The 19,506-nt window shown below is 60.6% G+C and carries 22 protein-coding genes; 17 read left to right on the plus strand and 5 right to left on the minus strand.

All coding sequences use genetic code 11. The annotated features are described in order from the left end of the window. The 10 genes from JNB88_RS01350 to trmB all read left to right on the plus strand — a co-directional run bounded on the left by JNB88_RS01350 (nt 1) and on the right by trmB (nt 9,835). Nucleotides 1-429 carry a Fur family transcriptional regulator gene (locus JNB88_RS01350; RefSeq protein WP_037130483.1) on the plus strand — a complete coding sequence of 143 codons (429 nt, stop codon included), beginning with the start codon at nt 1-3 and terminating at the stop codon, nt 427-429. A gap of 29 nt (nt 430-458) precedes the next feature. Further along, entirely contained in the window at nt 459-1,256 is a 798-nt protein-coding gene (olsA, locus tag JNB88_RS01355) for a lyso-ornithine lipid O-acyltransferase (protein ID WP_220353981.1), read from the plus strand. Between the two features lie 48 nt (nt 1,257-1,304). Next, nucleotides 1,305-2,729, plus strand: coding sequence for a tRNA (N6-isopentenyl adenosine(37)-C2)-methylthiotransferase MiaB (gene miaB / locus JNB88_RS01360; protein WP_220353982.1), 1,425 nt, complete (start codon nt 1,305-1,307; stop codon nt 2,727-2,729). A 4-nt stretch (nt 2,730-2,733) separates the two neighbouring features. Further along, complete coding sequence (locus JNB88_RS01365) at nt 2,734-3,786, plus strand: PhoH family protein (RefSeq protein WP_220353983.1); 1,053 nt, start codon at nt 2,734-2,736, stop codon at nt 3,784-3,786. Next, on the plus strand, nt 3,786-4,301 hold the full coding sequence (ybeY, locus tag JNB88_RS01370) for an rRNA maturation RNase YbeY (RefSeq protein ID WP_037130494.1): 516 nt from the start codon (nt 3,786-3,788) through the stop codon (nt 4,299-4,301). The genes JNB88_RS01365 and ybeY overlap by 1 nt, the downstream gene beginning before the upstream one ends. Beyond that, nucleotides 4,298-5,449 carry a hemolysin family protein gene (locus JNB88_RS01375; protein ID WP_037130496.1) on the plus strand — a complete coding sequence of 384 codons (1,152 nt, stop codon included), beginning with the start codon at nt 4,298-4,300 and terminating at the stop codon, nt 5,447-5,449. Before ybeY ends, JNB88_RS01375 begins: the two co-directional genes overlap by 4 nt. Before the next feature lie 77 nt (nt 5,450-5,526). Further along, nucleotides 5,527-7,128: an apolipoprotein N-acyltransferase gene (gene lnt, locus JNB88_RS01380; RefSeq protein WP_220353984.1), complete on the plus strand. Its 1,602-nt coding sequence runs from the start codon at nt 5,527-5,529 to the stop codon at nt 7,126-7,128. A gap of 152 nt (nt 7,129-7,280) precedes the next feature. After that, nucleotides 7,281-7,700, plus strand: coding sequence for a helix-turn-helix domain-containing protein (locus tag JNB88_RS01385; RefSeq protein WP_220353985.1), 420 nt, complete (start codon nt 7,281-7,283; stop codon nt 7,698-7,700). Nucleotides 7,701-7,883: 183 nt separating this feature from the next. Further along, entirely contained in the window at nt 7,884-9,137 is a 1,254-nt protein-coding gene (gene metK / locus JNB88_RS01390) for a methionine adenosyltransferase (RefSeq protein ID WP_220353986.1), read from the plus strand. After that, the gene (gene trmB / locus JNB88_RS01395; RefSeq protein ID WP_220353987.1) at nt 9,134-9,835 is read left to right on the plus strand and encodes a tRNA (guanosine(46)-N7)-methyltransferase TrmB; all 702 of its coding nucleotides are present in this window, start codon (nt 9,134-9,136) and stop codon (nt 9,833-9,835) included. The genes metK and trmB overlap by 4 nt, the downstream gene beginning before the upstream one ends. A gap of 6 nt (nt 9,836-9,841) precedes the next feature. On the opposite strand, the gene JNB88_RS01400 is transcribed toward trmB, so the two are convergent. Both JNB88_RS01400 and JNB88_RS01405 read right to left on the minus strand, forming a co-directional pair. Further along, nucleotides 9,842-10,099, minus strand: a complete 258-nt coding sequence (locus JNB88_RS01400) for a BQ00720 family protein (RefSeq protein WP_007799651.1) — start codon at nt 10,097-10,099, stop codon at nt 9,842-9,844. A 49-nt stretch (nt 10,100-10,148) separates the two neighbouring features. After that, on the minus strand, nt 10,149-10,580 hold the full coding sequence (locus JNB88_RS01405) for an Hsp20 family protein (protein WP_220353988.1): 432 nt from the start codon (nt 10,578-10,580) through the stop codon (nt 10,149-10,151). 260 nt (nt 10,581-10,840) lie between these two features. On the opposite strand from JNB88_RS01405, the gene JNB88_RS01410 reads away from it, so the two are divergent. Beyond that, nucleotides 10,841-11,785, plus strand: a complete 945-nt coding sequence (locus tag JNB88_RS01410; RefSeq protein ID WP_220353989.1) for a nucleoside hydrolase — start codon at nt 10,841-10,843, stop codon at nt 11,783-11,785. A 52-nt stretch (nt 11,786-11,837) separates the two neighbouring features. On the opposite strand, the gene grpE is transcribed toward JNB88_RS01410, so the two are convergent. Next, nucleotides 11,838-12,467: a nucleotide exchange factor GrpE gene (gene grpE / locus JNB88_RS01415; RefSeq protein ID WP_220353990.1), complete on the minus strand. Its 630-nt coding sequence runs from the start codon at nt 12,465-12,467 to the stop codon at nt 11,838-11,840. 217 nt (nt 12,468-12,684) lie between these two features. Here grpE and JNB88_RS01420 point away from each other — a divergent pair, with 217 nt between their 5' ends. After that, nucleotides 12,685-13,119, plus strand: coding sequence for a GFA family protein (locus JNB88_RS01420; protein ID WP_037130515.1), 435 nt, complete (start codon nt 12,685-12,687; stop codon nt 13,117-13,119). A 16-nt stretch (nt 13,120-13,135) separates the two neighbouring features. On the opposite strand, the gene hrcA is transcribed toward JNB88_RS01420, so the two are convergent. Further along, a complete protein-coding gene (gene hrcA, locus JNB88_RS01425) occupies nt 13,136-14,224 on the minus strand; it encodes a heat-inducible transcriptional repressor HrcA (RefSeq protein ID WP_220353991.1) in 1,089 nt (362 codons plus the stop codon). Nucleotides 14,225-14,401: 177 nt separating this feature from the next. On the opposite strand from hrcA, the gene rph reads away from it, so the two are divergent. From rph to hemW, 4 genes are read left to right on the plus strand one after another with little or no spacing between them, the layout of a single operon-like run. Then, the gene (gene rph, locus JNB88_RS01430) at nt 14,402-15,121 is read left to right on the plus strand and encodes a ribonuclease PH (RefSeq protein ID WP_037130517.1); all 720 of its coding nucleotides are present in this window, start codon (nt 14,402-14,404) and stop codon (nt 15,119-15,121) included. Next, nucleotides 15,118-15,534 (plus strand): VOC family protein, encoded by a 417-nt coding sequence (locus JNB88_RS01435; protein WP_220353992.1) that lies wholly within the window; start codon nt 15,118-15,120, stop codon nt 15,532-15,534. The genes rph and JNB88_RS01435 overlap by 4 nt, the downstream gene beginning before the upstream one ends. Before the next feature lie 8 nt (nt 15,535-15,542). After that, a complete protein-coding gene (rdgB, locus tag JNB88_RS01440) occupies nt 15,543-16,187 on the plus strand; it encodes an RdgB/HAM1 family non-canonical purine NTP pyrophosphatase (protein ID WP_037130522.1) in 645 nt (214 codons plus the stop codon). An 8-nt stretch (nt 16,188-16,195) separates the two neighbouring features. Further along, the gene (hemW, locus tag JNB88_RS01445; RefSeq protein WP_220353993.1) at nt 16,196-17,398 is read left to right on the plus strand and encodes a radical SAM family heme chaperone HemW; all 1,203 of its coding nucleotides are present in this window, start codon (nt 16,196-16,198) and stop codon (nt 17,396-17,398) included. Here the strand turns inward: hemW and JNB88_RS01450 are convergent. Further along, complete coding sequence (locus JNB88_RS01450; RefSeq protein ID WP_220353994.1) at nt 17,395-18,312, minus strand: DMT family transporter; 918 nt, start codon at nt 18,310-18,312, stop codon at nt 17,395-17,397. The genes hemW and JNB88_RS01450 overlap by 4 nt on opposite strands. 217 nt (nt 18,313-18,529) lie before the next feature. Here JNB88_RS01450 and gcvA point away from each other — a divergent pair, with 217 nt between their 5' ends. Beyond that, nucleotides 18,530-19,417: a transcriptional regulator GcvA gene (gene gcvA / locus JNB88_RS01455; protein WP_220353995.1), complete on the plus strand. Its 888-nt coding sequence runs from the start codon at nt 18,530-18,532 to the stop codon at nt 19,415-19,417. Nucleotides 19,418-19,506 lie beyond the last annotated feature (89 nt).

Consider the following 19,506-nt stretch of genomic DNA (forward strand, 5'->3'; position numbering starts at 1 on the left):
ATGACTGACGTCGCCAAGACCCTTGAGGAGCTTTGCGCTGAACGCGGCATGCGCATGACCGAGCAGCGCCGGGTCATTGCGCGCATTCTCGAGGAATCCGAGGATCATCCTGACGTCGAGGAACTCTACCGCCGTTCGGTGAAGGTCGACGCGAAGATCTCGATCTCCACTGTGTACCGCACGGTGAAGCTTTTCGAAGATGCCGGCATCATTGCCCGCCACGACTTCCGAGACGGGCGCTCCCGCTACGAGACAGTCCCGGAAGAGCATCACGACCATCTCATCGATCTGAAGTCCGGCGTCGTCATCGAGTTTCGATCGCCCGAGATCGAAGCGCTGCAGGAGCGTATCGCCCGTGAACACGGTTTCAAGCTGGTCGACCACCGGCTGGAGCTCTACGGCATCCCGCTCAAGAAGGACGAGCGCTGAGGCATGAACGCGGGCGTGGAGTCTTCGATTTGATCGCCTGGCTGCGCGTCGCCCTCGCCGGCATTGTCATCGCCATCGTCAGCATTCTGCTCATTCCCTGGCAGCTCCTGGCGCTGCGCTTCGACTGGAAGCTGCGACGCTGGCTGCCGCGCATCTGGCATCGGATCATCTGCTTCTGTCTCGGCATTCGCATCCGCGTCCATGGTACGATGGAGACGCACCGGCCGCTGATGCTCTGCGCCAACCATTCCTCGTGGATGGACATCATGGTGCTGTCGGCTGTCGCCGATGTCGCGTTCATCGCCAAGATCGAGGTTCGCGACTGGCCGATCTTCGGCACGCTGGCGAAACTGCAGAAGAGCGTTTTCGTCGTGCGGGAAGAGAAGCGCAAGACTGGCCACCAGGCCAACGAGATTGCAACCCGCATGGCGGACGGCGAGATCGTCGTCTTGTTTCCGGAAGGAACGACCTCCGACGGGAACCGCCTCCTGGAGGTCAAGTCCTCGCTGTTCGGCGCGGCCGCAATGGCGGTCCCGGCCTCCCCTACTGGCGCCGTCGTGGTCCAGCCGGTCGCCGTCGCCTACACCGGCATCCATGGCCTGCCGATGGGGCGCTATCACCGCCCGCTCGCCTCGTGGCCCGGCGATGTGGAAATGTTCCCGCATCTGAAAGACATGTTGCGATGCGGCGCCTTCGAGGTGGACGTCTGTTTCGGCGAGGCGGTCGAATACCGCGCCGACAGCAACCGCAAGGACGTCAGCGCGACGATTGCACGACGTATCCGCGCCATGCTTGGCGCAACACTGCGCGGCCAGAAAGCCGTCTAAGGCAAGATTTTCTTTTCTCGCGCAGCAAAAACCACTAAATAGCCGGCCATGACCCAGGACAGCGCCCTTCTTCAGGCCCCGGAGACCGATCTCCGCGATGGCAGCAACAGCCGCAAGGTATTTATCAAGACCTATGGCTGTCAGATGAACGTTTATGACTCGACCCGCATGAGCGACGCCCTCGCCCGTGACGGATACGAGCCGACTGACGTCATGGAAGAGGCCGACCTGGTTCTGCTGAATACCTGTCATATCCGTGAAAAGGCCGCCGAGAAGGTCTACTCGGCGCTCGGACGTTTGCGCGATATGAAGAAGGAGCGCAACAAGGAAGGCCGAGAATTCATGATCGGCGTCGCCGGCTGCGTGGCACAGGCGGAAGGCGAGGAAATCCTGCGCCGGGCACCAGCCGTGGACGTCGTCATCGGGCCGCAGACCTATCATCGACTGCCGGAGGCCCTGCGCAAGGCGAAGGAAGGACAGCGGATCGTCGACACGGAATATGCGCTCGAAGACAAGTTCGAGCATCTGCCGATCGCCGAAGCCAAGAAAATCCGCTCGCGCGGCGTAACCTCGTTCCTCACCGTGCAGGAAGGCTGCGACAAGTTCTGCACCTTCTGTGTCGTGCCCTACACGCGCGGCTCGGAAGTGTCGCGGCCTGTCAGCCAGATCGTCGAGGAAGCGCAGAAGTTGGTCGAAGGCGGCGTGCGCGAAATCACGCTGCTCGGCCAGAACGTCAACGCCTGGCACGGTGTCGGCCCGAATGGCCAGGAATGGACCCTCGGCGACCTGCTCTATCGGCTGGCAGAAATCCCCGGGCTTGCGCGTCTGCGCTACACCACCAGCCATCCGCGCGACATGGACGACCGCCTGATCGAGGCGCATCGGGACCTACGCGCGCTGATGCCTTACCTCCATCTTCCGGTGCAGGCTGGTTCCGACCGCATCCTGAAGGCAATGAACCGGCGCCATACGGCCGCCGAATATCTGACCCTGATCGAGCGCATCCGTGCTGCCCGTCCCGACATCGCCCTGTCCGGCGACTTCATTGTCGGCTTTCCAGGGGAGACAGACCAGGATTTTGAAGATACACTGCGTCTGGTGGAGGAAGTGCGCTATGCGCAGGCTTTCTCCTTCAAGTACTCGACACGGCCGGGCACGCCCGGTGCGGAACTGAAGGACCAGGTGCCGGAAGAGATCAAGGCAGAACGGCTGGAACGCCTGCAGGCGCTTCTCTTGAGGCAGCAGCAGGAATTTGCCGAATCCTGTGTCGGGAAAACCATCGAACTGTTGCTTGAAAAGCCCGGTCGCATGTCTCAACAACTTATCGGGCGTTCTCCCTGGCTTCAGTCTGTGAATGTTGATGCAAAGGCATCGCAAATCGGTGACATTATTAATGTGCGAATCACCGGAACCGGAACCAACAGCCTGTTTGCCGAGATTGCAAAGGCTGAGGTCCTAACCCAAGGAGCCTGACCGCTTGAACGGACAAGAATTGGTTTCTTCTTCACCGCGCCACCCACGCATTGCGAGCGACGCCAATCACTTTATTCTGACGTTCGAGAACAATCGGTTCGCCAGCGAATTGTTCGGTCAGTTTGACCAGAACCTCAAGCTCCTTGAAGAACGTCTACACATCGACGCTCGAGCGCGGGGCAATTCCGTCGTTATTTCAGGAGATATCGTCGCCACCAACCAAGCGCGGCGTACGCTCGATTACCTCTATGAGAAACTCCAGAAAGGCGGCAGCGTGGAGCGATCCGACGTTGAAGGCGCGATCCGCATGGCGGTCGCCGCCGACGATCAACTGAGCCTGCCGACGATGGAGAAGAAGGCCAAGCTGACCATGGCCCAGGTGTCCACGCGCAAGAAAACCATCGTTGCACGCACGCCGACCCAGGATGCCTATCTGCGGGCACTGGAGCGCGCTGAGCTCGTGTTCGGCTGTGGTCCGGCCGGTACCGGCAAGACCTATCTCGCCGTCGCCCATGCCGCCCAGCTTCTGGAACGCGGCGTCGTCGAGAAGATCATTCTTTCGCGGCCGGCCGTCGAAGCCGGTGAGCGTCTCGGCTTCCTGCCGGGCGACATGAAGGAAAAGGTCGATCCTTATCTCCGCCCACTCTATGACGCACTCTACGACATGATGCCGGCCGACAAGGTCGACCGCGCCATCACCGCCGGCGTCATCGAGATCGCGCCGCTGGCCTTCATGCGCGGCCGCACGCTCGCCAACGCCGCCGTCATCCTCGACGAAGCGCAGAACACCACCTCGATGCAGATGAAGATGTTCCTGACGCGTCTCGGCGAGAATTCGCGGATGATCGTGACCGGGGACCCGAGCCAGATCGACTTGCCACGGGGCGTCAAGTCCGGTCTCGTGGAGGCTCTGCAATTGCTGAACGGCGTCGAGGGCATCTCGATTGTCCGCTTCAAGGATACGGACGTTGTGCGCCATCCGCTCGTCGGGCGCATTGTCAGGGCCTACGATTCCACCTATGCAACGGATACCGAAGAGGATAACCGGCAGGGTTAATGGCGGAACTCGATATCCAGATCAGCATCGAGGAGGGCAACTGGCCCTCCGAAGAGGCGTTGCATGCATTGGCGGATCGCGTACTCGAAGCGGCGGCAGCCTATCTTCGCGAGAGCGAGAAGCAGCCCTTTCCCAAGATGATACCCGAAGTCTCGCTGGTCTTTACCGACGATGCCTCGATCCAGGACATCAATGCGGAATGGCGCGGCAAGGACAAGCCCACCAACGTGCTTTCGTTTCCCGCCTTCCCGGTAAAGCCAGGAAAGGTGCCGGGGCCAATGTTGGGCGACATCATCATCGCGAGAGAGACAGTCGAGCGGGAAGCAATTGAGCTCGAGAAGAACTTTGATGACCATCTGACGCATCTGATGGTACATGGTTTCTTGCATCTCTTCGGTTACGATCATAATAATGATGCTGAAGCCGAGATAATGGAGGGGCTCGAGACTCGCATTTTGGCGGTACTCGGCCTATCTGACCCTTACGAGGGTCAAGACCTTAAAATGGAACCATGAGCGACTTTACGACGAGACCGGCCGCAGAGGCCAAGGACGCCGACCAATCCTCCTCCTCCGACGAGGGTGGCAGTAGTAGTAGGCAGTCCGGACGATCCCAATCCTTCTGGTCGCGCGCAGCGCGTATCCTGAGACCACAGCAAGGTTCCCGCCTTCGTGAGGACATCGCCGATGCGTTGATGACCGACGCGGCCGACGGCGACGTCTTTTCGCCCGACGAACGGGCGATGTTGCACAACATCCTTCGCTTCCGCGAAGTACGCGTTGCCGATGTCATGGTGCCGCGCGCCGATATTGAGGCAGTCGATCAGAACATCACCATCGGCGAACTGATGATCCTGTTCGAGGAATCCGGTCGCTCGCGGATGCCGGTCTATGCGGATACGCTCGATGATCCGCGTGGCATGGTGCATATCCGTGATCTGCTGTCCTATGTTGCCAAGCAGGCGCGCAACAAGCGCCGCGGCAGCACAAAGTCGCTCAAGCCGACCGAGCCATTGGTCGAGGTTTCGCCAGAGCATCTGCAGAAGCCGACGCGTTCGGCCAAGCCCAATTTCGACCTCAGCCGCGTTGACCTGCAAAAGACGCTGTCTGAGGCGGGTATCATCCGCAAGATCCTCTTCGTGCCGCCATCAATGCTTGCCTCGGATCTCCTCCGCCGGATGCAAGTGAACCGCACACAGATGGCGCTTGTCATCGACGAGTACGGCGGCACGGATGGACTGGCATCTCACGAAGACATCGTCGAGATGGTTGTCGGCGACATCGACGACGAGCACGACGATGAAGAAGTCATGTTCAAGCGCATTTCCGAAGACGTATTCGTCGCCGATGCCCGCGTTGAACTCGAGGAGATCGCCGAAGCAATCGGACCGGATTTCGACATCAGCGAGCAGGTCGACGAAGTCGATACGCTGGGCGGCCTGATTTTCTCCGAACTCGGGCGCATTCCCGTGCGCGGTGAGCTGGTCCAGGCCCTGCCCGGTTTCGAGTTCCACATTCTCGATGCCGATCCTCGCCGCATCAAGCGTGTGAGGATTACCCGCAAGCGCCAGGCCATTCGTCGCCGCGTCAAGATCGACGGCGATGGCACGCCCGGTTCTGATCACGGCGAAGAGCGGCAAACCGAAGCCCCCACGACAAACTGATCGCTGCGAAGCACGACAAACGGCGGCTTTTTTGAAAGACTGCGGACGGGTTGATTCGCAGCTTGATGGGAGTGCGCATGGAGCGGCTTGCGGACAGGGTGATCCTGGCCTGGGGTTTCAAGAGGGCAGTGCTTGCCATCCTTGCCGGGGCGATCGGCGTGCTGGCCTTGCCGCCATTCGGCTTCTTCGCCGCCATGTTCGTGTCGTTCACGCTGCTCGTCTGGCTGATCGATGGTGCCGCCGCCGCTCCTGAAAGCGGCCTTATCGGGCGGCTGTGGCCATCCTTTGCCACAGGCTGGCTCTTCGGCTTCGGCTACTTCGTCGCCGGTCTATGGTGGCTCGGGAGTGCCCTGATGGTCGATGCGGAGGCCTTTGCATGGGCACTGCCGCTGGCGATCTTCGGACTGCCTGCGGTTCTGGCTATTTTCTACGGCGTTGCCGCCGCTCTGGCGCGGACGCTCTGGTCCGATGGCATGGGACGGATTGCAGCGCTCGCGGCAAGCTTCGGATTGCTGGAGTGGCTGCGGAGCGTTCTCTTTACAGGCTTTCCCTGGAACGCTGTCGGCTACGGGATGACACCCGTACCCCTGATGATGCAATCGGCGCATGTCATCGGCATCATGGGCATCACCGCCCTTTCGGTCTTCATCTTTGCCGCGCCTGCACTTCTTGGCACCCGGCAGGGCGCAAAACCCGGCCTCGCCCTGGCTGCCCTCCTCTTTGCCTCGCATGTGGGCTATGGTGCTTATACCCTCTATGGCCCGCAGGGGGCTCCTGCCTCCAATACCCCAAGCCCAGTCATCCGCCTCGTCCAGCCGATGATCGAGCAGACAGCGAAAATGGACACCGACGGCGATCGCGCCGCGATCTTCGAGAAGCACCTCAAGCTTTCCGTCGAACCGCCGAAGGACGGCGGGCGTAAACCGGATATCATCGTCTGGCCCGAGACAGCCATTCCCTTCATCCTGACCGACAACCAGGATGCGCTTGCGCGGATCGCGGACACGCTGGATGACAACCAGATCCTGATTGCCGGTGCTGTTCGTGTGGAGGACATGGGACCTGGCAACCCGCCGCGCTACTACAACTCAATCTACGTCATCGATGGCCGGGGCCAGATCGTAGGAGCCGCCGACAAGGTACACCTGGTACCGTTCGGCGAGTACGTGCCGTTCGAGAGCATACTGGACGACTTCGGCATCCAAAATGTGGTCGAGATGCCCGGCGGCTTTTCGCCGGCCGCCACTCGCCAGTTGCTGACATTGCCCGGTGGAACGAAGCTCTATCCCCTCGTCTGCTACGAGATCATCTTCCCCGACGAGATGACAGGCGACCTCGCTGCCGCCAACGCCATCCTCAACATCACGAACGACGCCTGGTTCGGCGCAACGCCGGGGCCATATCAGCACTTCCAGCAGGCCAGGCTGCGTGCCGTGGAGACCGGGCTGCCGCTGATTCGTGACGGCAACAGCGGCATTTCGGCGATCGTGAACGCCCACGGCGAGGTCATTGCCGGCCTCGGTCTCAACGAAACGGGCTTTGTCGACGCAACCATCGAGAGCTTCGGCGTGTCGCGCGATCCCGCACACCCGCGGCAAACTTACTTCTGGTTGATCGAATTACTTCTGTTTGCAATTGCGCTTGTTTCGCGCTTTGGTTTTGTTTTCAAGCAGAATTGACCGAAAACCCCTAAAATTGCATAGTGGTTGCGATCGGCGTTCTTAGCGTATGTTTCAAGGTGGCTAATAAAGACTTTGCAACGTGACGTTTTGGGGATGGGTTTGGGCATGCCGGTTTGAACAAGGTTGAAAATAATTGTTAGGGCAGGACCATGATTGAAAACAAGAAACGGCCGAACCCGATCGACATCCACGTTGGCAGTCGCATCCGTCTTCGCAGAACGATGCTTGGAATGAGCCAGGAAAAGTTGGGCGAAAGTCTCGGCATCACCTTCCAGCAGATACAGAAATACGAAAAAGGCACCAACCGCGTCGGTGCCAGCCGTCTCCAGAACATCTCCAGCATTCTGAACGTTCCGGTTTCCTTCTTCTTTGAAGATGCGCCCGGCGAGCAGCCATCCGGGCTGTCGGGCATGGCGGAAACCTCCAGTTCCAACTACGTGGTCGACTTCCTCTCGTCCTCGGAAGGACTTCAGCTCAACCGTGCCTTTGTGAAGATCACCGACCCCAAGGTTCGCCGAAAGGTGGTCGAACTGGTGAAGGCGCTGGCTGCCGAAGCCGACACCGAATAATAGCCCTTGAAAACTTGCAGCTAAAACGAAAGCGGTCGCAAAGGCCGCTTTTTGGCGTTTTTTGGGCATAATTTGCCACTTTGCCGCAGATATAAAGATATATTTATGTCCTTCTACGCTTGTTTTTCCCGCGCGAACTGAGTACCTACTACGCAGGTTTTATTCTTTGAGGGGAATCCCGAAATGCGCGCCAATTATCTCTTCACCAGCGAGTCAGTTGCCGAAGGTCACCCGGACAAGGTGTGTGACCGTATCTCCGACGAGATCGTGGATCTGGTCTACCGCGAAGCGGCCAAGACCGGCGTCAACCCCTGGGGCGTGCGCATTGCCTGCGAAACACTGGCGACCACCAACCGTGTTGTGATCGCCGGCGAAGTTCGCCTGCCGCCGAGCCTGATGAAGAAGGACAAGGACGGCAACGACGTCATCAACCCGTCGAAGTTCAAGGCTGCCGCCCGCCGCGCCATCAAGGACATCGGCTACGAACAGGACGGCTTCCACTGGAAGACGGCGAAGATCGACGTGCTCCTGCACTCACAGTCCGCAGATATCGCCCAGGGTGTCGACAATGCTGCCGACCAGCAGGGCGACGAAGGTGCCGGCGACCAGGGCATCATGTTCGGTTACGCCTGCAAGGAAACGCCTGATCTCATGCCGGCGCCGATCTACTACTCCCACAAGATCCTGCAGCTGCTTGCTGCTGCCCGCAAGAAGGGCGATGGCGAAGTCGCAAAGCTCGGCCCGGATGCAAAGAGCCAGGTGACCGTGCGCTACGTCAACGGCAAGCCGGCCGAAGTCACGTCGATCGTTCTGTCCACACAGCATCTCGACGAGAGCTGGGATTCAAAGAAAGTTCGCGCCGTCGTCGAACCTTACATCCGCGAAGCCCTCGGCGACCTGCCGATCGCCAGCGATTGCAAGTGGTACATCAACCCGACCGGCAAGTTCGTCATCGGTGGTCCGGATGGTGACGCTGGCCTCACCGGCCGCAAGATCATCGTCGACACCTACGGCGGCGCTGCTCCGCACGGTGGCGGTGCGTTCTCCGGCAAGGACACGACCAAGGTTGACCGTTCGGCCGCCTACGCTGCCCGCTACCTCGCGAAGAACGTCGTTGCTGCTGGCCTCTCCGACCGTTGCACGATCCAGCTCTCCTATGCCATCGGCGTCGCACAGCCGCTGTCGATCTATGTCGACCTGCACGGCACCGGCAAGGGCGTGACGGAAGACCAGGTCGAGGCCGCGATCCGCAAGAACATGGACCTGTCGCCGACCGGCATCCGCCGTCACCTCGACCTCAACAAGCCGATCTACGCAAAGACCTCCGCCTACGGCCACTTCGGCCGCAAGGCCGGCCGCGACGGCTCGTTCTCCTGGGAGCGCACCGACCTCGTCAAGGCGCTCAAGGAAGCCGTCAAGGTCAAGGAAGCAGCATGACCGACATGGAACGTCGCGGACGGGCGACCGAAGCCTTCTTCGGTCGCCGCAAGGGAAAGGCTCTGCGCGAACATCAAGCCGAGCGACTGAACACCCTGCTTCCGGCGTTCCTCATCGATCTTTCAGCGGCTCCTCCCGAGCCGCTGAAGACCCTCTTTCCGGTTACGACGGACAAGCTGCGCCTGGAAATCGGTTTCGGCGGCGGCGAGCACCTCATCCATCGCGCCGTGGAAATGCCGGCCACCGGCTTTATCGGCGTCGAGCCCTTCATCAATTCCATGCAGAAGCTGCTGACCAGCGTCGATAACGCCGGTGCCAAGAACGTGCGCGTCTATAACGACGATGCGACGCAATTGCTGGATTGGCTGCCTGATGCCTCGATCGACCAGATCGACCTGCTCTACCCGGACCCATGGCCGAAACGGAAGCATTGGAAACGCCGCTTCGTGTCGAAGACCAATCTGGATCGCTTTCACCGCGTACTGAAGCCGGGTGGGTTGTTCTGCTTCGCGTCCGACATCGATACCTATGTCAACTGGACGCTGCTCAAGTGCCGTGATCACGGTGGCTTCGAGTGGCTGGCACAAAATGCCGCCGACTGGCTGACGCCATACGAAGGCTGGCCGAGCACACGCTACGAGGCCAAGGCAAGGCGCGAAGGCAGATCCTCCGCATATCTTACATTCAAGCGGATCTGAGCCTGCCTAGTGCAGGCTCACCGTTTTCAGCTCATCCTCAGCAGCCTTGAAGAAGGTGCTGGAGCGGTTATCCGTCAACAGGATCGGCGTTCCATCAGCGCCAAATAGTGCCCACAGGTCAACGCTCGGATCGATGTCCGGCGCTTCCGGGAAGCACTTGGCAACTTCTTCGTTGCGCATTTTGCGGATGTAGGCGACCTCGCCGTTGCCGATGCCGGCAAGTTCGGTTTTGGTCAGGTGCGAATTGGCTTCTTTCATCAACATTCCTGTACCTCCAAGAGAAGGGACCAACGGCTCAACTTGCGCCGTTGTCCTACTGTGAGACCGAAATGTTAATTTTCTTCACCATACGGCTCGGCTCCGGGCGGATGAGATCGACCGACAGCAATCCATTTTTCAGGCAAGCGCCCAAAACCTGCATTCCATCGGCCAAAACAAAAGTGCGCTGGAACTGACGGGCGGCAATGCCGCGGTAGAGATAGTCCCGTTCGCCCTGATCGACCTGACGCCCACGGATCGAAAGCTGGTTTTCCTCGACGGATACGTCCAGCTCTTCCTCGCTGAACCCGGCCACGGCAAGGGTTATCCGCAGTCTTTCGGGATCACCAGAGGCGCGATCGGCGGCGAGACGCTCGATATTGTAGGGGGGATATCCGTCGCTGGCCTTGGACAGGCGCTCCAGCGTCTTTTCCATGGCGTCAAAGCCCAAGAGTAAGGGGCTCGCGAAAGGCGTGATGCGGCTCATAGTCTTCAAGTCCTTGATTCAAGCGACCTTGCCGGACCTGAAAGACAGCATCCGGATGCCGCTAATATGGGAATTGCTGGCGGCGGGCGCAAGGCGCTATCCACAGTCGCTCCCCGTGCGGGCAGACAGGCCGTGACTTGACAAAGCAGGCGCCGCCTCGCATCAAAACCTGCCCGGTCCGGCTGTGCCGATTTGCGACGGGAAAATAAACAAACGGTGCATGCCAAGAAGTCGCGCACCACGAGGATGGAACGATCGGAATGGCAGACCCTAGAAAAATCATCATCGACACCGACCCCGGTCAGGACGACGCGGCGGCCATCATGCTGGCCTTTGGCAGCCCGGAAGAGCTCGAGGTGCTGGGAATCACCACGGTTGCCGGCAATGTGCCCCTGTCCTATACGAGCCGCAACGCGCGCATCGTCTGCGAGCTCTGTGAGCGTACCGATATCAAGGTTTTTGCGGGTGCCGACAAGCCGATCGCGCGCAAGCTGGTCACCGCCGAGCACGTCCACGGCAAAACAGGGCTCGACGGCCCTGTGCTCGACGAGCCCACGATGCCGCTACAAGCGCAGCATTCCGTGGACTTCATCATCGAAACGCTCCGCAGCCAGCCTGAAGGCACGGTCACGCTCTGCACGCTCGGCCCGCTGACCAACATCGGCATGGCCTTCCAGAAGGCACCCGACATCATTCCTCGTGTCCGTGAGCTGGTCATGATGGGAGGCGGCTTCTTCGAGGGCGGCAATATTACGCCGGCCGCCGAGTTCAATATCTACGTGGACCCCGAAGCAGCCGATATCGTTTTCCGCTCGGGGATTCCCATCGTCATGATGCCGCTTGATGTCACGCACAAGCTCCTGACCCGCAAGGACCGTGTCAAGCGCATGGCCGATCTCGGTACGCGCCCGGCGATCGCCATGGTCGAGATGCTGGAGTTCTTCGAGCGCTTCGATGTCGAGAAGTACGGTTCTGACGGTGGTCCGCTGCACGATCCGACGGTTGTCGCCTATCTCTTGAAGCCTGAGCTTTTCAAAGGCCGGACCTGCAATGTCGAGATCGAGGTAAAGTCGGAACTGACCGTTGGCATGACCGTGGTCGACTGGTGGCACGTGACCGACCGCAAACGCAATGCTCAGGTCATGCGCGATGTCGATGCGGACGGCTTCTTCGATCTGCTGATCGAGCGCTTCGCCCGCATCTGATGCCTTAAGGGCGCTCCTGAGCGATCAGGCCCGCGGAAGCGGGCCGATCGGATCAGGCGTCCTTCTGGTCAAAAACCGAATTGGTTTCGGGTTCGACGAGCTTCGGACCGCCCTTGGCGACGCCGACCATGGCCGGGCGCAGAACGCGTTCGCCAATCGTGTAGCCAGCCTGGACCACCTGAACCACGGTGTTGTTCGGCACGTCGGGGTTTGGCACCTCGAACATGGCCTGGTGGAAGTTCGGATCAAATTTCTGGCCGACCGGTTCCAGCTTGCGGACGCCGTGGCGCTCGAGCGCCGACAACATCGAACGCTCGGTCATCTCCACGCCTTCGATCAGCGTCGTCAGACCGGCATCCGCGGAAGCCTTCGCTTCCTCTGGGATCGCATCGATGGCGCGGCGCAGGTTGTCCGAAACGGCCAGCATGTCGCGCGCGAAGCCGGCGACAGAATAGGACTTGGCATCCTTGACCTCGCGCTCGGTGCGGCGGCGGAGATTATCCATGTCGGCAGCGAGGCGCAGATAGCGATCGCGCAGTTCCGAATTCTCGGCCTTCAACAGATCCAAGGGATCGGGCACGGCTTCGTTGGCAGCTGTTTCGTTCTCGACGTTTGCGGCGGCGTCCGCTGCGGCTTCGGCCGCGGCTGCGTCTGGTCCGTTCTTCGTCGTTTCGTCAGTCATGACGTTCTCCGGTAATTGGTGTCTTTTAGGATGTGCCCGATATCGAGCTTTGGCGGGCAAAAATCAAGTCTGCGTGACCGAAAACCATGACTCCCAGGGTGCCCGTCGTTCACGACCTCTCGTGAGCGTCACTTGACTTGACCATACGAAAGTTCTTTTATTTTAGTTGCACCTAAATCACCGCGCTTCGACCTTTCCAGGTCAGGGAGCTATCATCATGGACGATCAGAAAAGTTATGTCGGACGCTGCTTCTGCGGTGCCGTGGAGATCGTCGCCACCGGAGAGCCGGTAGCAATGGGCTATTGCCACTGCGCGTCGTGTCGGCATTGGTCGGCGGGGCCCGTCAACGCCTTCACGCTCTGGCAGCCCCACGACGTTCACGTCACCAAGGGCGGAATGCACGTGGAAGCCTACCAGAAGTCCGATACAAGCGTGCGGAAGTTCTGCGAGCGCTGTGGCGGGCATCTCTACACCGAGCACCCAACGTGGGGCGTCACCGACGTTTATGCAGCCCTTCTGTCCGACCTGAAATACGCACCCACGCTGCATGTAAACTACCAGGAGAGCGTGCTGCGTATTCGTGACGGCCTGCCGAAATACAAGGACATGCCTGCGGAGATGGGCGGTTCAGGCGAGACACTGCCCGAGTAGCGTTCGCCAGCGAAACTCACTTCGTGCTGCGTGACAACCGCGTCATCAGCTGGGCCGTATAGTCGACCATAGGGACAATACGCGAGTAATTGAGGCGCGTCGGGCCGATAACGCCGACGGCGCCGACGATCCGGTCATCATCGTCACGGTAGGGCGCGACGATCAGCGAGGATCCGGAGAGCGAGAAAAGCTTGTTTTCCGAGCCGATGAAAATGCGTACGCCTGGCCCGGTTTCAGCGAGATTGAGAAGTTCCAGCAGGCTGTCCTTCTTCTCGAGATCATCAAAGAGCATCCGCAGGCGATCAAGGTCCTCGGCGCCGGCCAGGCCTTCCAGAAGATTGGCGCGACCGCGGATGATGAGCTGGGCGGGCTTGCCTTCATCCGCACTGCCGGACCATACGGCGATGCCGCGCTCGACAAGATCCTGCGACAGCGTGTCGAGCTCGCGGCGGACATCATCCTTCAGGCGGCTCAACTGATTGCGCAGTTCCGGCAGCGTCTGCCCGGTCATATGGGCGTTGAGAAAGTTGGCGGCTTCTGTCAACTGCGACGAGGTCACGCCTGCCGGCAGCTCGATGATGCGGTTTTCCACCTGATCGTGGTCGCCGACGAGCACCGCAAGCGCCTTGGTCGGTTCGAGGCGGATAAACTCGACATGCTTGAGTACGGGATCGCTCTTCGAGGTGATGACAAGTCCGGCGCCGCGCGAAATGCCCGAGAGCATGCGGCTGGCTTCGTTCATCATCAATTCCATCGGATTGTCGCGATTTTCGGCACGCACCTGCCGATCGATGCTGGCACGGTCCTCCGCCGAGAGATCGCCGACCTGCATGAAGGCGTCGACGAAGAAGCGCAGGCCGATCTGCGTCGGCAGACGACCGGCGCTGACGTGCGGCGAATAGATGAGGCCGAGTTCCTCCAGGTCGCTCATCACATTGCGCACGGACGCCGGCGACAGCGACATCGGCAGGATGCGCGACAGGTTGCGGGACCCGAGCGGTTCACCCGTTTCCAGATAGCCCTCTACGATGCGGCGAAAGATTTCCTTGGAGCGTTCATCCAGCGCAGCCACTGCATCTGAAACCGACGTCGATCTGAACTCCATGAAACCTTGCGTACCCGTGCTGACGATGATCCGACAAAATATAGCCAATCTCCCCGCGGCGGCAAAAGGGAAATTGCAAATGAGCGCCGCCAATCGTAGAAGCTCTCAACACCATAGCACGCATGATCTATCCGAAGGCTGCTCGCGCCCTTCGGCATGATGGATTAGGAGAATAGTATGCGGCCCTCAGGCAGAAAAACCGACCAGATGCGCAAGGTGTCTTTCGAGCGCAATTTCTCCAAGCACGCGGAAGGCTCCTGTCTGGTGAAGTTCGGCGATACACATGTGCTCTGCACCGCCAGTGTCGAGGAAAAGCCGCCGGCATGGCTGCGCAACACCGGCAAGGGTTGGGTCACGGCCGAGTATGGCATGCTGCCGCGCGCCACAGGCGAACGCATGAAGCGCGAAGCCGCATCCGGCAAGCAGGGCGGCCGCACCCAGGAGATCCAGCGCCTGATCGGCCGGTCGCTGCGCGCCGTGGTCGACCTCAAGGAACTCGGCGAGCGCCAGATCACGCTCGACTGCGATGTCATCCAGGCGGACGGCGGAACGCGGACTGCTTCGATTACCGGCGCCTGGATCGCTCTCTACGACTGCCTGAAGTGGATGGAAAGCCGCAACATGCTCAAGGTCGAGCGCGTGCTGAAGGATCATGTCGCGGCCATTTCCTGCGGCATCTTCGCCAACCAGTCGGTGATCGACCTTGACTACATCGAAGATTCCTCGGCCGAGACCGACGCGAACTTCGTGATGACTGGCGCTGGCGGCATTGTCGAAATCCAGGGCACGGCCGAAGGGACGCCCTTCACCGACGAGGAGTTCGCCTCGCTGATGGCACTCGCCAAGGCAGGTATCGCTGAACTGGTTGCCATGCAGAAGCAGGCCATCGCGGGATGAACGACATGCTGGAAGGCATGCTGGAGACGGCGCTTTATGCCGATGATCTCGACAAGGCCGAAGCCTTCTATGAAGGCATCCTCGGCCTCTCGAAGATTTCGCGGAGCGGCAACCGGCATGTCTTCTATCGTTGTGGCGCCGGCGTGCTGCTGATCTTCAACCCTGAGGAAACAATCAAGCCGCCTTCGTCCACCTCTCTGCAAGTGCCGCCACACGGCACGACCGGTGCGGGCCATGCCTGCTTCCGTGTCTCTGCTGACAATCTCGACGCGATGGCGGCGCGGTTGACGACAGCCGGTGTGGTAATCGAATCCGAAGTCACCTGGCCGCAAGGCGGCCGATCGATCTATTTCCGCGATCCTGATGGCAACAGCCTCGAATGCGCCGAAGCACGGATCTGGGGCATAGAATAGGACAATCAATGCGCAAGCTCGAAACCAAGACCATCGTCGTAGCCAGCCACAACGCCGGCAAGATCCGGGAAATCCAGGACCTCATCGGCCCGCTCGGTTTCACGGCGAAGTCGGCCGCCGAATTGAACTTCGTCGAGCCCGACGAAACCGGGACAACCTTCGAGGAAAACGCAAGGATCAAGGCGCTCGCCTCGGCCGAAGCCTCCGGACTTCCTGCGCTCTCGGACGATTCCGGCCTCGTCATCGATGCGCTCGGCGGCGATCCCGGCGTCTACACAGCAAACTGGGCCGAGAAGCCAGACGGCACCCGCGACTTCGCCATGGCGATGGAAAAGGTGGAGGCTGCGCTTGATAAGGCCGGCGCTTCGAAGCCGGAACAGCGCACGGCGCGCTTCGTCAGCGTCCTCTGCCTGGCCTGGCCGGATGGTCATACGGAGCTTTTCCGGGGCGAAGTCGAAGGCGCTGTCGCCTGGCCGCCGCGCGGCAGCCAGGGTTTTGGCTACGATCCGGTCTTTCAACCCGAAGGCTATGAGACTACCTTTGGCGAGATGAGCGCGGAAGAAAAGCACGGCTGGAAGCCGGGCGACGCGGAAGCCCTGTCGCACCGTGCGCGCGCCTTCAAGATTTTCGTCGAAACCTGCCTGGAAGCCTAAGGGCAAACGTGGACACTTTGGAACAGCCTGACCTGACGCGCTATGCCGCTCTTCTGCCCGACACCGGCGAACCCGGCTTCGGCGTCTACGTGCATTGGCCGTTCTGTGCCGCCAAGTGCCCTTATTGCGACTTCAACAGCCATGTCCGCCATCAGCCGGTCGATCAGGAGCGCTTCACCGCGGCTTTCCTGAAGGAAATGGCGACGGTGCGCCAACTGAGCGGACCGAAGACGGTGACGAGCGTCTTCCTCGGCGGCGGCACGCCATCGCTGATGAACCCTTCGACGGTTTCGGCCATTCTCGACGGCATCGGCAAGCACTGGCATATGCCCGATGGTATCGAGATCACCATGGAGGCGAACCCGTCAAGCGTGGAGGCGGAGCGCTTCCGCGGCTATCGCGCCGCCGGTGTCAACCGCGTTTCGCTCGGCGTCCAGGCGCTCAATGATCGCGATCTGAAGTTCCTTGGACGGCTGCACGACGTTGCCGACGCCCTGAAAGCGATCAAGCTCGCGCGCGAGATATTCCCGCGCATGTCCTTCGACCTGATCTATGCCCGCCCGAACCAGACAGTCGACGAATGGGACCGCGAACTGAAGGAGGCGATCTCCTACGCAGTCGACCACCTCTCGCTCTACCAGCTGACGATCGAGGAAGGCACGCCCTTCTACGGTCTCCACAAGGCTGGCAAGCTTGTCGTACCGGACGGCGATCAATCGGCCCTGCTTTATGAAGCGACGCAGGAAATCACGGCCCGCGAGGGTCTGCCGGCCTACGAGGTGTCCAACCACGCGCGCCCGGGCGCCGAGAGCCGGCACAATCTCACTTACTGGCGCTACGGCGATTACGCAGGCATCGGCCCAGGCGCTCACGGACGGCTGACGCGCGGCAGCATGAAGATCGCGACCGCGACCGAGCGCAGGCCGGAAGGCTGGCTCGAGCTTGTCGAGCGCGACGGGCACGGCATGCTCGACCAAGAACAGCTCGGCTATGAGGAGCAGGCGGACGAACTGCTTCTCATGGGGCTGCGCCTCAAGGAAGGCGTGGACCTCGCGCGCTGGCAGCAGCTTTCCGGTCGCGATCCCGACCCGAAGCGTGAAGAATTCCTGCTGGAGCACGGCTTCATCGAGCGGATCGGCAATTCCAGGCTTCGCTGCACGCCCTCAGGCATGCTGATCCTCGATTCCGTCGTTGCCGATCTCGCCTGCTAGGCGGTCCGCTTTTTGCCGAGGGAAAGCAGTCGTCCGTCGATCGCCGCAAGGCCGATCGCGATCATCGCCATGCCTATCAGATGCTTGGCCTGCAGCTGCTCGCCGAGGATGGCGGCACCGAGGAGGATGGCGCTGACCGGGATCAGGAAGGTGACGAGCATGAGGTTGGTCGCACCTGCCGTTGCCAGGATGCGGAAGAACAGCACATAGGCGATCGCTGTCGACAGGAGAGCCAGGCCAAGCAAGGCCATCCAGGCTTCAGGTGACGGGGCGGCCAATGTCCAGGGGTGATCGACAACAAGCGCGATCGGCAGCATCAGCACAGTCGAAGCGGTAACCTGCCCGGCGGCGGGAATGAGGGGCGCCATCCCCATCTGGCGGAAGCGGCGCCCGAATATCCCTGCGAAGGAATAGGAGACCGCCGCGCCGAGCACGGCAAGCTGCGCAAGTACGTTGGACCCGAGGTCGCGAAGCGCATCGAAGCCGATCATGTAGGCGACGCCCGCAAAGCCGACGAGAACGCCGAGCAGGCGGTTTCCGGTCATCTTCTCATCCGCGGTCAGGAAGTGGGCGACGACGACGCCAAAGAGCGGCGTTGTGGCATTCAGGATCGAGGCAAGACCGCTTGCAATATGCGTCTGGCCCCAGACGATCAGGCAGAAGGGGATCATGTTGTTGAGGATGCCCATGCCGAAGAACGCCGCCCAGGATCTGCCGTCGCGCGGCATGGCATGGCCGGTCGCCCGTACGATGACATTGAGCGCCAGCGCGGCGATAAGAACCCGGCCCGTGACGATCGTGAAGGGCGGCAGGGTCTTCACCAGAATGCCGTTGAAGAGGAACGACCCGCCCCACAACAGGGAGAGCACCAGCAACATCCCCCATTCGGCAAAGCCCATCTGTTTCTGCTGCATCAGTCTCTCCCTACGTCAGCCTGTGACTGGCCTATACGCCGTCAAAGCCTGCCGCCACCCGATTGTTGCGCGGTGCGAACGCATCGAACCTTGAATTATCCTTGCCCATTACCCTGCTCAAGAGAGCTTTTGCGAGTGCTTCTGTACTGATATTATTGCCGTTCTGATCTTGGGACAAACGAGTCTTTCTCGTTGCATGATATAGCTGAGCTAAACCATGAGCGATTACCTTCCCTCCCTTTCGGCGCTGCGTGCCTTTGAAGCGGCCGCCCGGCATCTCAGCATGACATTGGCAGCGAAGGAGCTCAATGTGACGCCGGGAGCCATCAGCCTCCAGATCCGCGATCTGGAGGCATCGCTTGGCGTCAAACTCTTCGAGCGGAAAACGCGCGCGCTCGCCCTGACAGTGGAGGGCGCAGACTACTTTTCGACGCTCAGGGCGGCATTCCGGCTCGTTCGGGAGGCTACGGCAGCGATCACGGCGCGGGGACGCGGCGCCGTCCTCAACATCACCTGCACGGCGGGCTTTGCGACCTACTGGCTCGTACCGCGTCTCGGACGCTTCGAGGCGATGCATCCCGAAATCGACGTTCGCATCAGCGCGTCGCATCGCGTGCTCGATTTTCAGCGTGACCGGATCGATCTCGCGATCCGTCATGGGCTCGGTGGCTATGACGGCCTGATCAGCGAGCGCCTTGTGGACGACGAGCTCGTACCGGTCTGCACGCCAAGGCTTGCACTGGAGCTTGGTGACGATCCTTCTCCGGACGGCCTTGCCCGCTTCCAGCTGATCCACGACGTTTATCGCCATGACTGGCAGCTCTGGCTGCAGGCAGCGGGCGCGACCGGCGTCGATCCGTCGCGCGGGCCGGTCTTCATGCATGGCAACGGAGCCTATGACGCCATGAAGGCCGGACTAGGATTTGCGCTGATGCGACGGTCGTTCCTTGAGCGCGACCTCAGCGAGGGTGCCGTGGTTACACCCTTTCCGCTCGGTATCGCGAGCCGCCTCGCGTTTCATCTCGTCTATCCCGGACCTGCTCTGGAGCGGCCGGCAGCGGCAGCTTTTCGCCGCTGGCTGCTGTCGGAAGCACGGCCTGAGTAGCCTACTCGTCATAAGAGCCTCTCTTTAATTCGTGAAGCGGGTTTCCTTCGGGCTCTTTCTTGACTATTACACTCCACATAAAATCTGAA

Origin of the sequence: Rhizobium cauense (assembly GCF_019511525.1) — a bacterium.
Lineage (GTDB): Bacteria > Pseudomonadota > Alphaproteobacteria > Rhizobiales > Rhizobiaceae > Rhizobium > Rhizobium cauense.

Excerpts from the sequence above, each read along its gene's own strand:
- JNB88_RS01350 (WP_037130483.1), top strand. The coding sequence starts at position 1 with ATGACTGACGTCGCCAAGACCCTTGAGGAGCTTTGCGCTGAACGCGGC.
- miaB (WP_220353982.1), top strand. The coding sequence starts at position 1,305 with ATGACCCAGGACAGCGCCCTTCTTCAGGCCCCGGAGACCGATCTCCGC.
- ybeY (WP_037130494.1), top strand. The coding sequence starts at position 3,786 with ATGGCGGAACTCGATATCCAGATCAGCATCGAGGAGGGCAACTGGCCC.
- JNB88_RS01375 (WP_037130496.1), top strand. The coding sequence starts at position 4,298 with ATGAGCGACTTTACGACGAGACCGGCCGCAGAGGCCAAGGACGCCGAC.
- lnt (WP_220353984.1), top strand. The coding sequence starts at position 5,527 with ATGGAGCGGCTTGCGGACAGGGTGATCCTGGCCTGGGGTTTCAAGAGG.
- JNB88_RS01385 (WP_220353985.1), top strand. The coding sequence starts at position 7,281 with ATGATTGAAAACAAGAAACGGCCGAACCCGATCGACATCCACGTTGGC.
- metK (WP_220353986.1), top strand. The coding sequence starts at position 7,884 with ATGCGCGCCAATTATCTCTTCACCAGCGAGTCAGTTGCCGAAGGTCAC.
- trmB (WP_220353987.1), top strand. The coding sequence starts at position 9,134 with ATGACCGACATGGAACGTCGCGGACGGGCGACCGAAGCCTTCTTCGGT.
- JNB88_RS01400 (WP_007799651.1), bottom strand. The coding sequence starts at position 10,099 with ATGTTGATGAAAGAAGCCAATTCGCACCTGACCAAAACCGAACTTGCC.
- JNB88_RS01405 (WP_220353988.1), bottom strand. The coding sequence starts at position 10,580 with ATGAGCCGCATCACGCCTTTCGCGAGCCCCTTACTCTTGGGCTTTGAC.
- JNB88_RS01410 (WP_220353989.1), top strand. The coding sequence starts at position 10,841 with ATGGCAGACCCTAGAAAAATCATCATCGACACCGACCCCGGTCAGGAC.
- grpE (WP_220353990.1), bottom strand. The coding sequence starts at position 12,467 with ATGACTGACGAAACGACGAAGAACGGACCAGACGCAGCCGCGGCCGAA.
- JNB88_RS01420 (WP_037130515.1), top strand. The coding sequence starts at position 12,685 with ATGGACGATCAGAAAAGTTATGTCGGACGCTGCTTCTGCGGTGCCGTG.
- hrcA (WP_220353991.1), bottom strand. The coding sequence starts at position 14,224 with ATGGAGTTCAGATCGACGTCGGTTTCAGATGCAGTGGCTGCGCTGGAT.
- rph (WP_037130517.1), top strand. The coding sequence starts at position 14,402 with ATGCGGCCCTCAGGCAGAAAAACCGACCAGATGCGCAAGGTGTCTTTC.
- JNB88_RS01435 (WP_220353992.1), top strand. The coding sequence starts at position 15,118 with ATGAACGACATGCTGGAAGGCATGCTGGAGACGGCGCTTTATGCCGAT.
- rdgB (WP_037130522.1), top strand. The coding sequence starts at position 15,543 with ATGCGCAAGCTCGAAACCAAGACCATCGTCGTAGCCAGCCACAACGCC.
- JNB88_RS01450 (WP_220353994.1), bottom strand. The coding sequence starts at position 18,312 with ATGCAGCAGAAACAGATGGGCTTTGCCGAATGGGGGATGTTGCTGGTG.
- gcvA (WP_220353995.1), top strand. The coding sequence starts at position 18,530 with ATGAGCGATTACCTTCCCTCCCTTTCGGCGCTGCGTGCCTTTGAAGCG.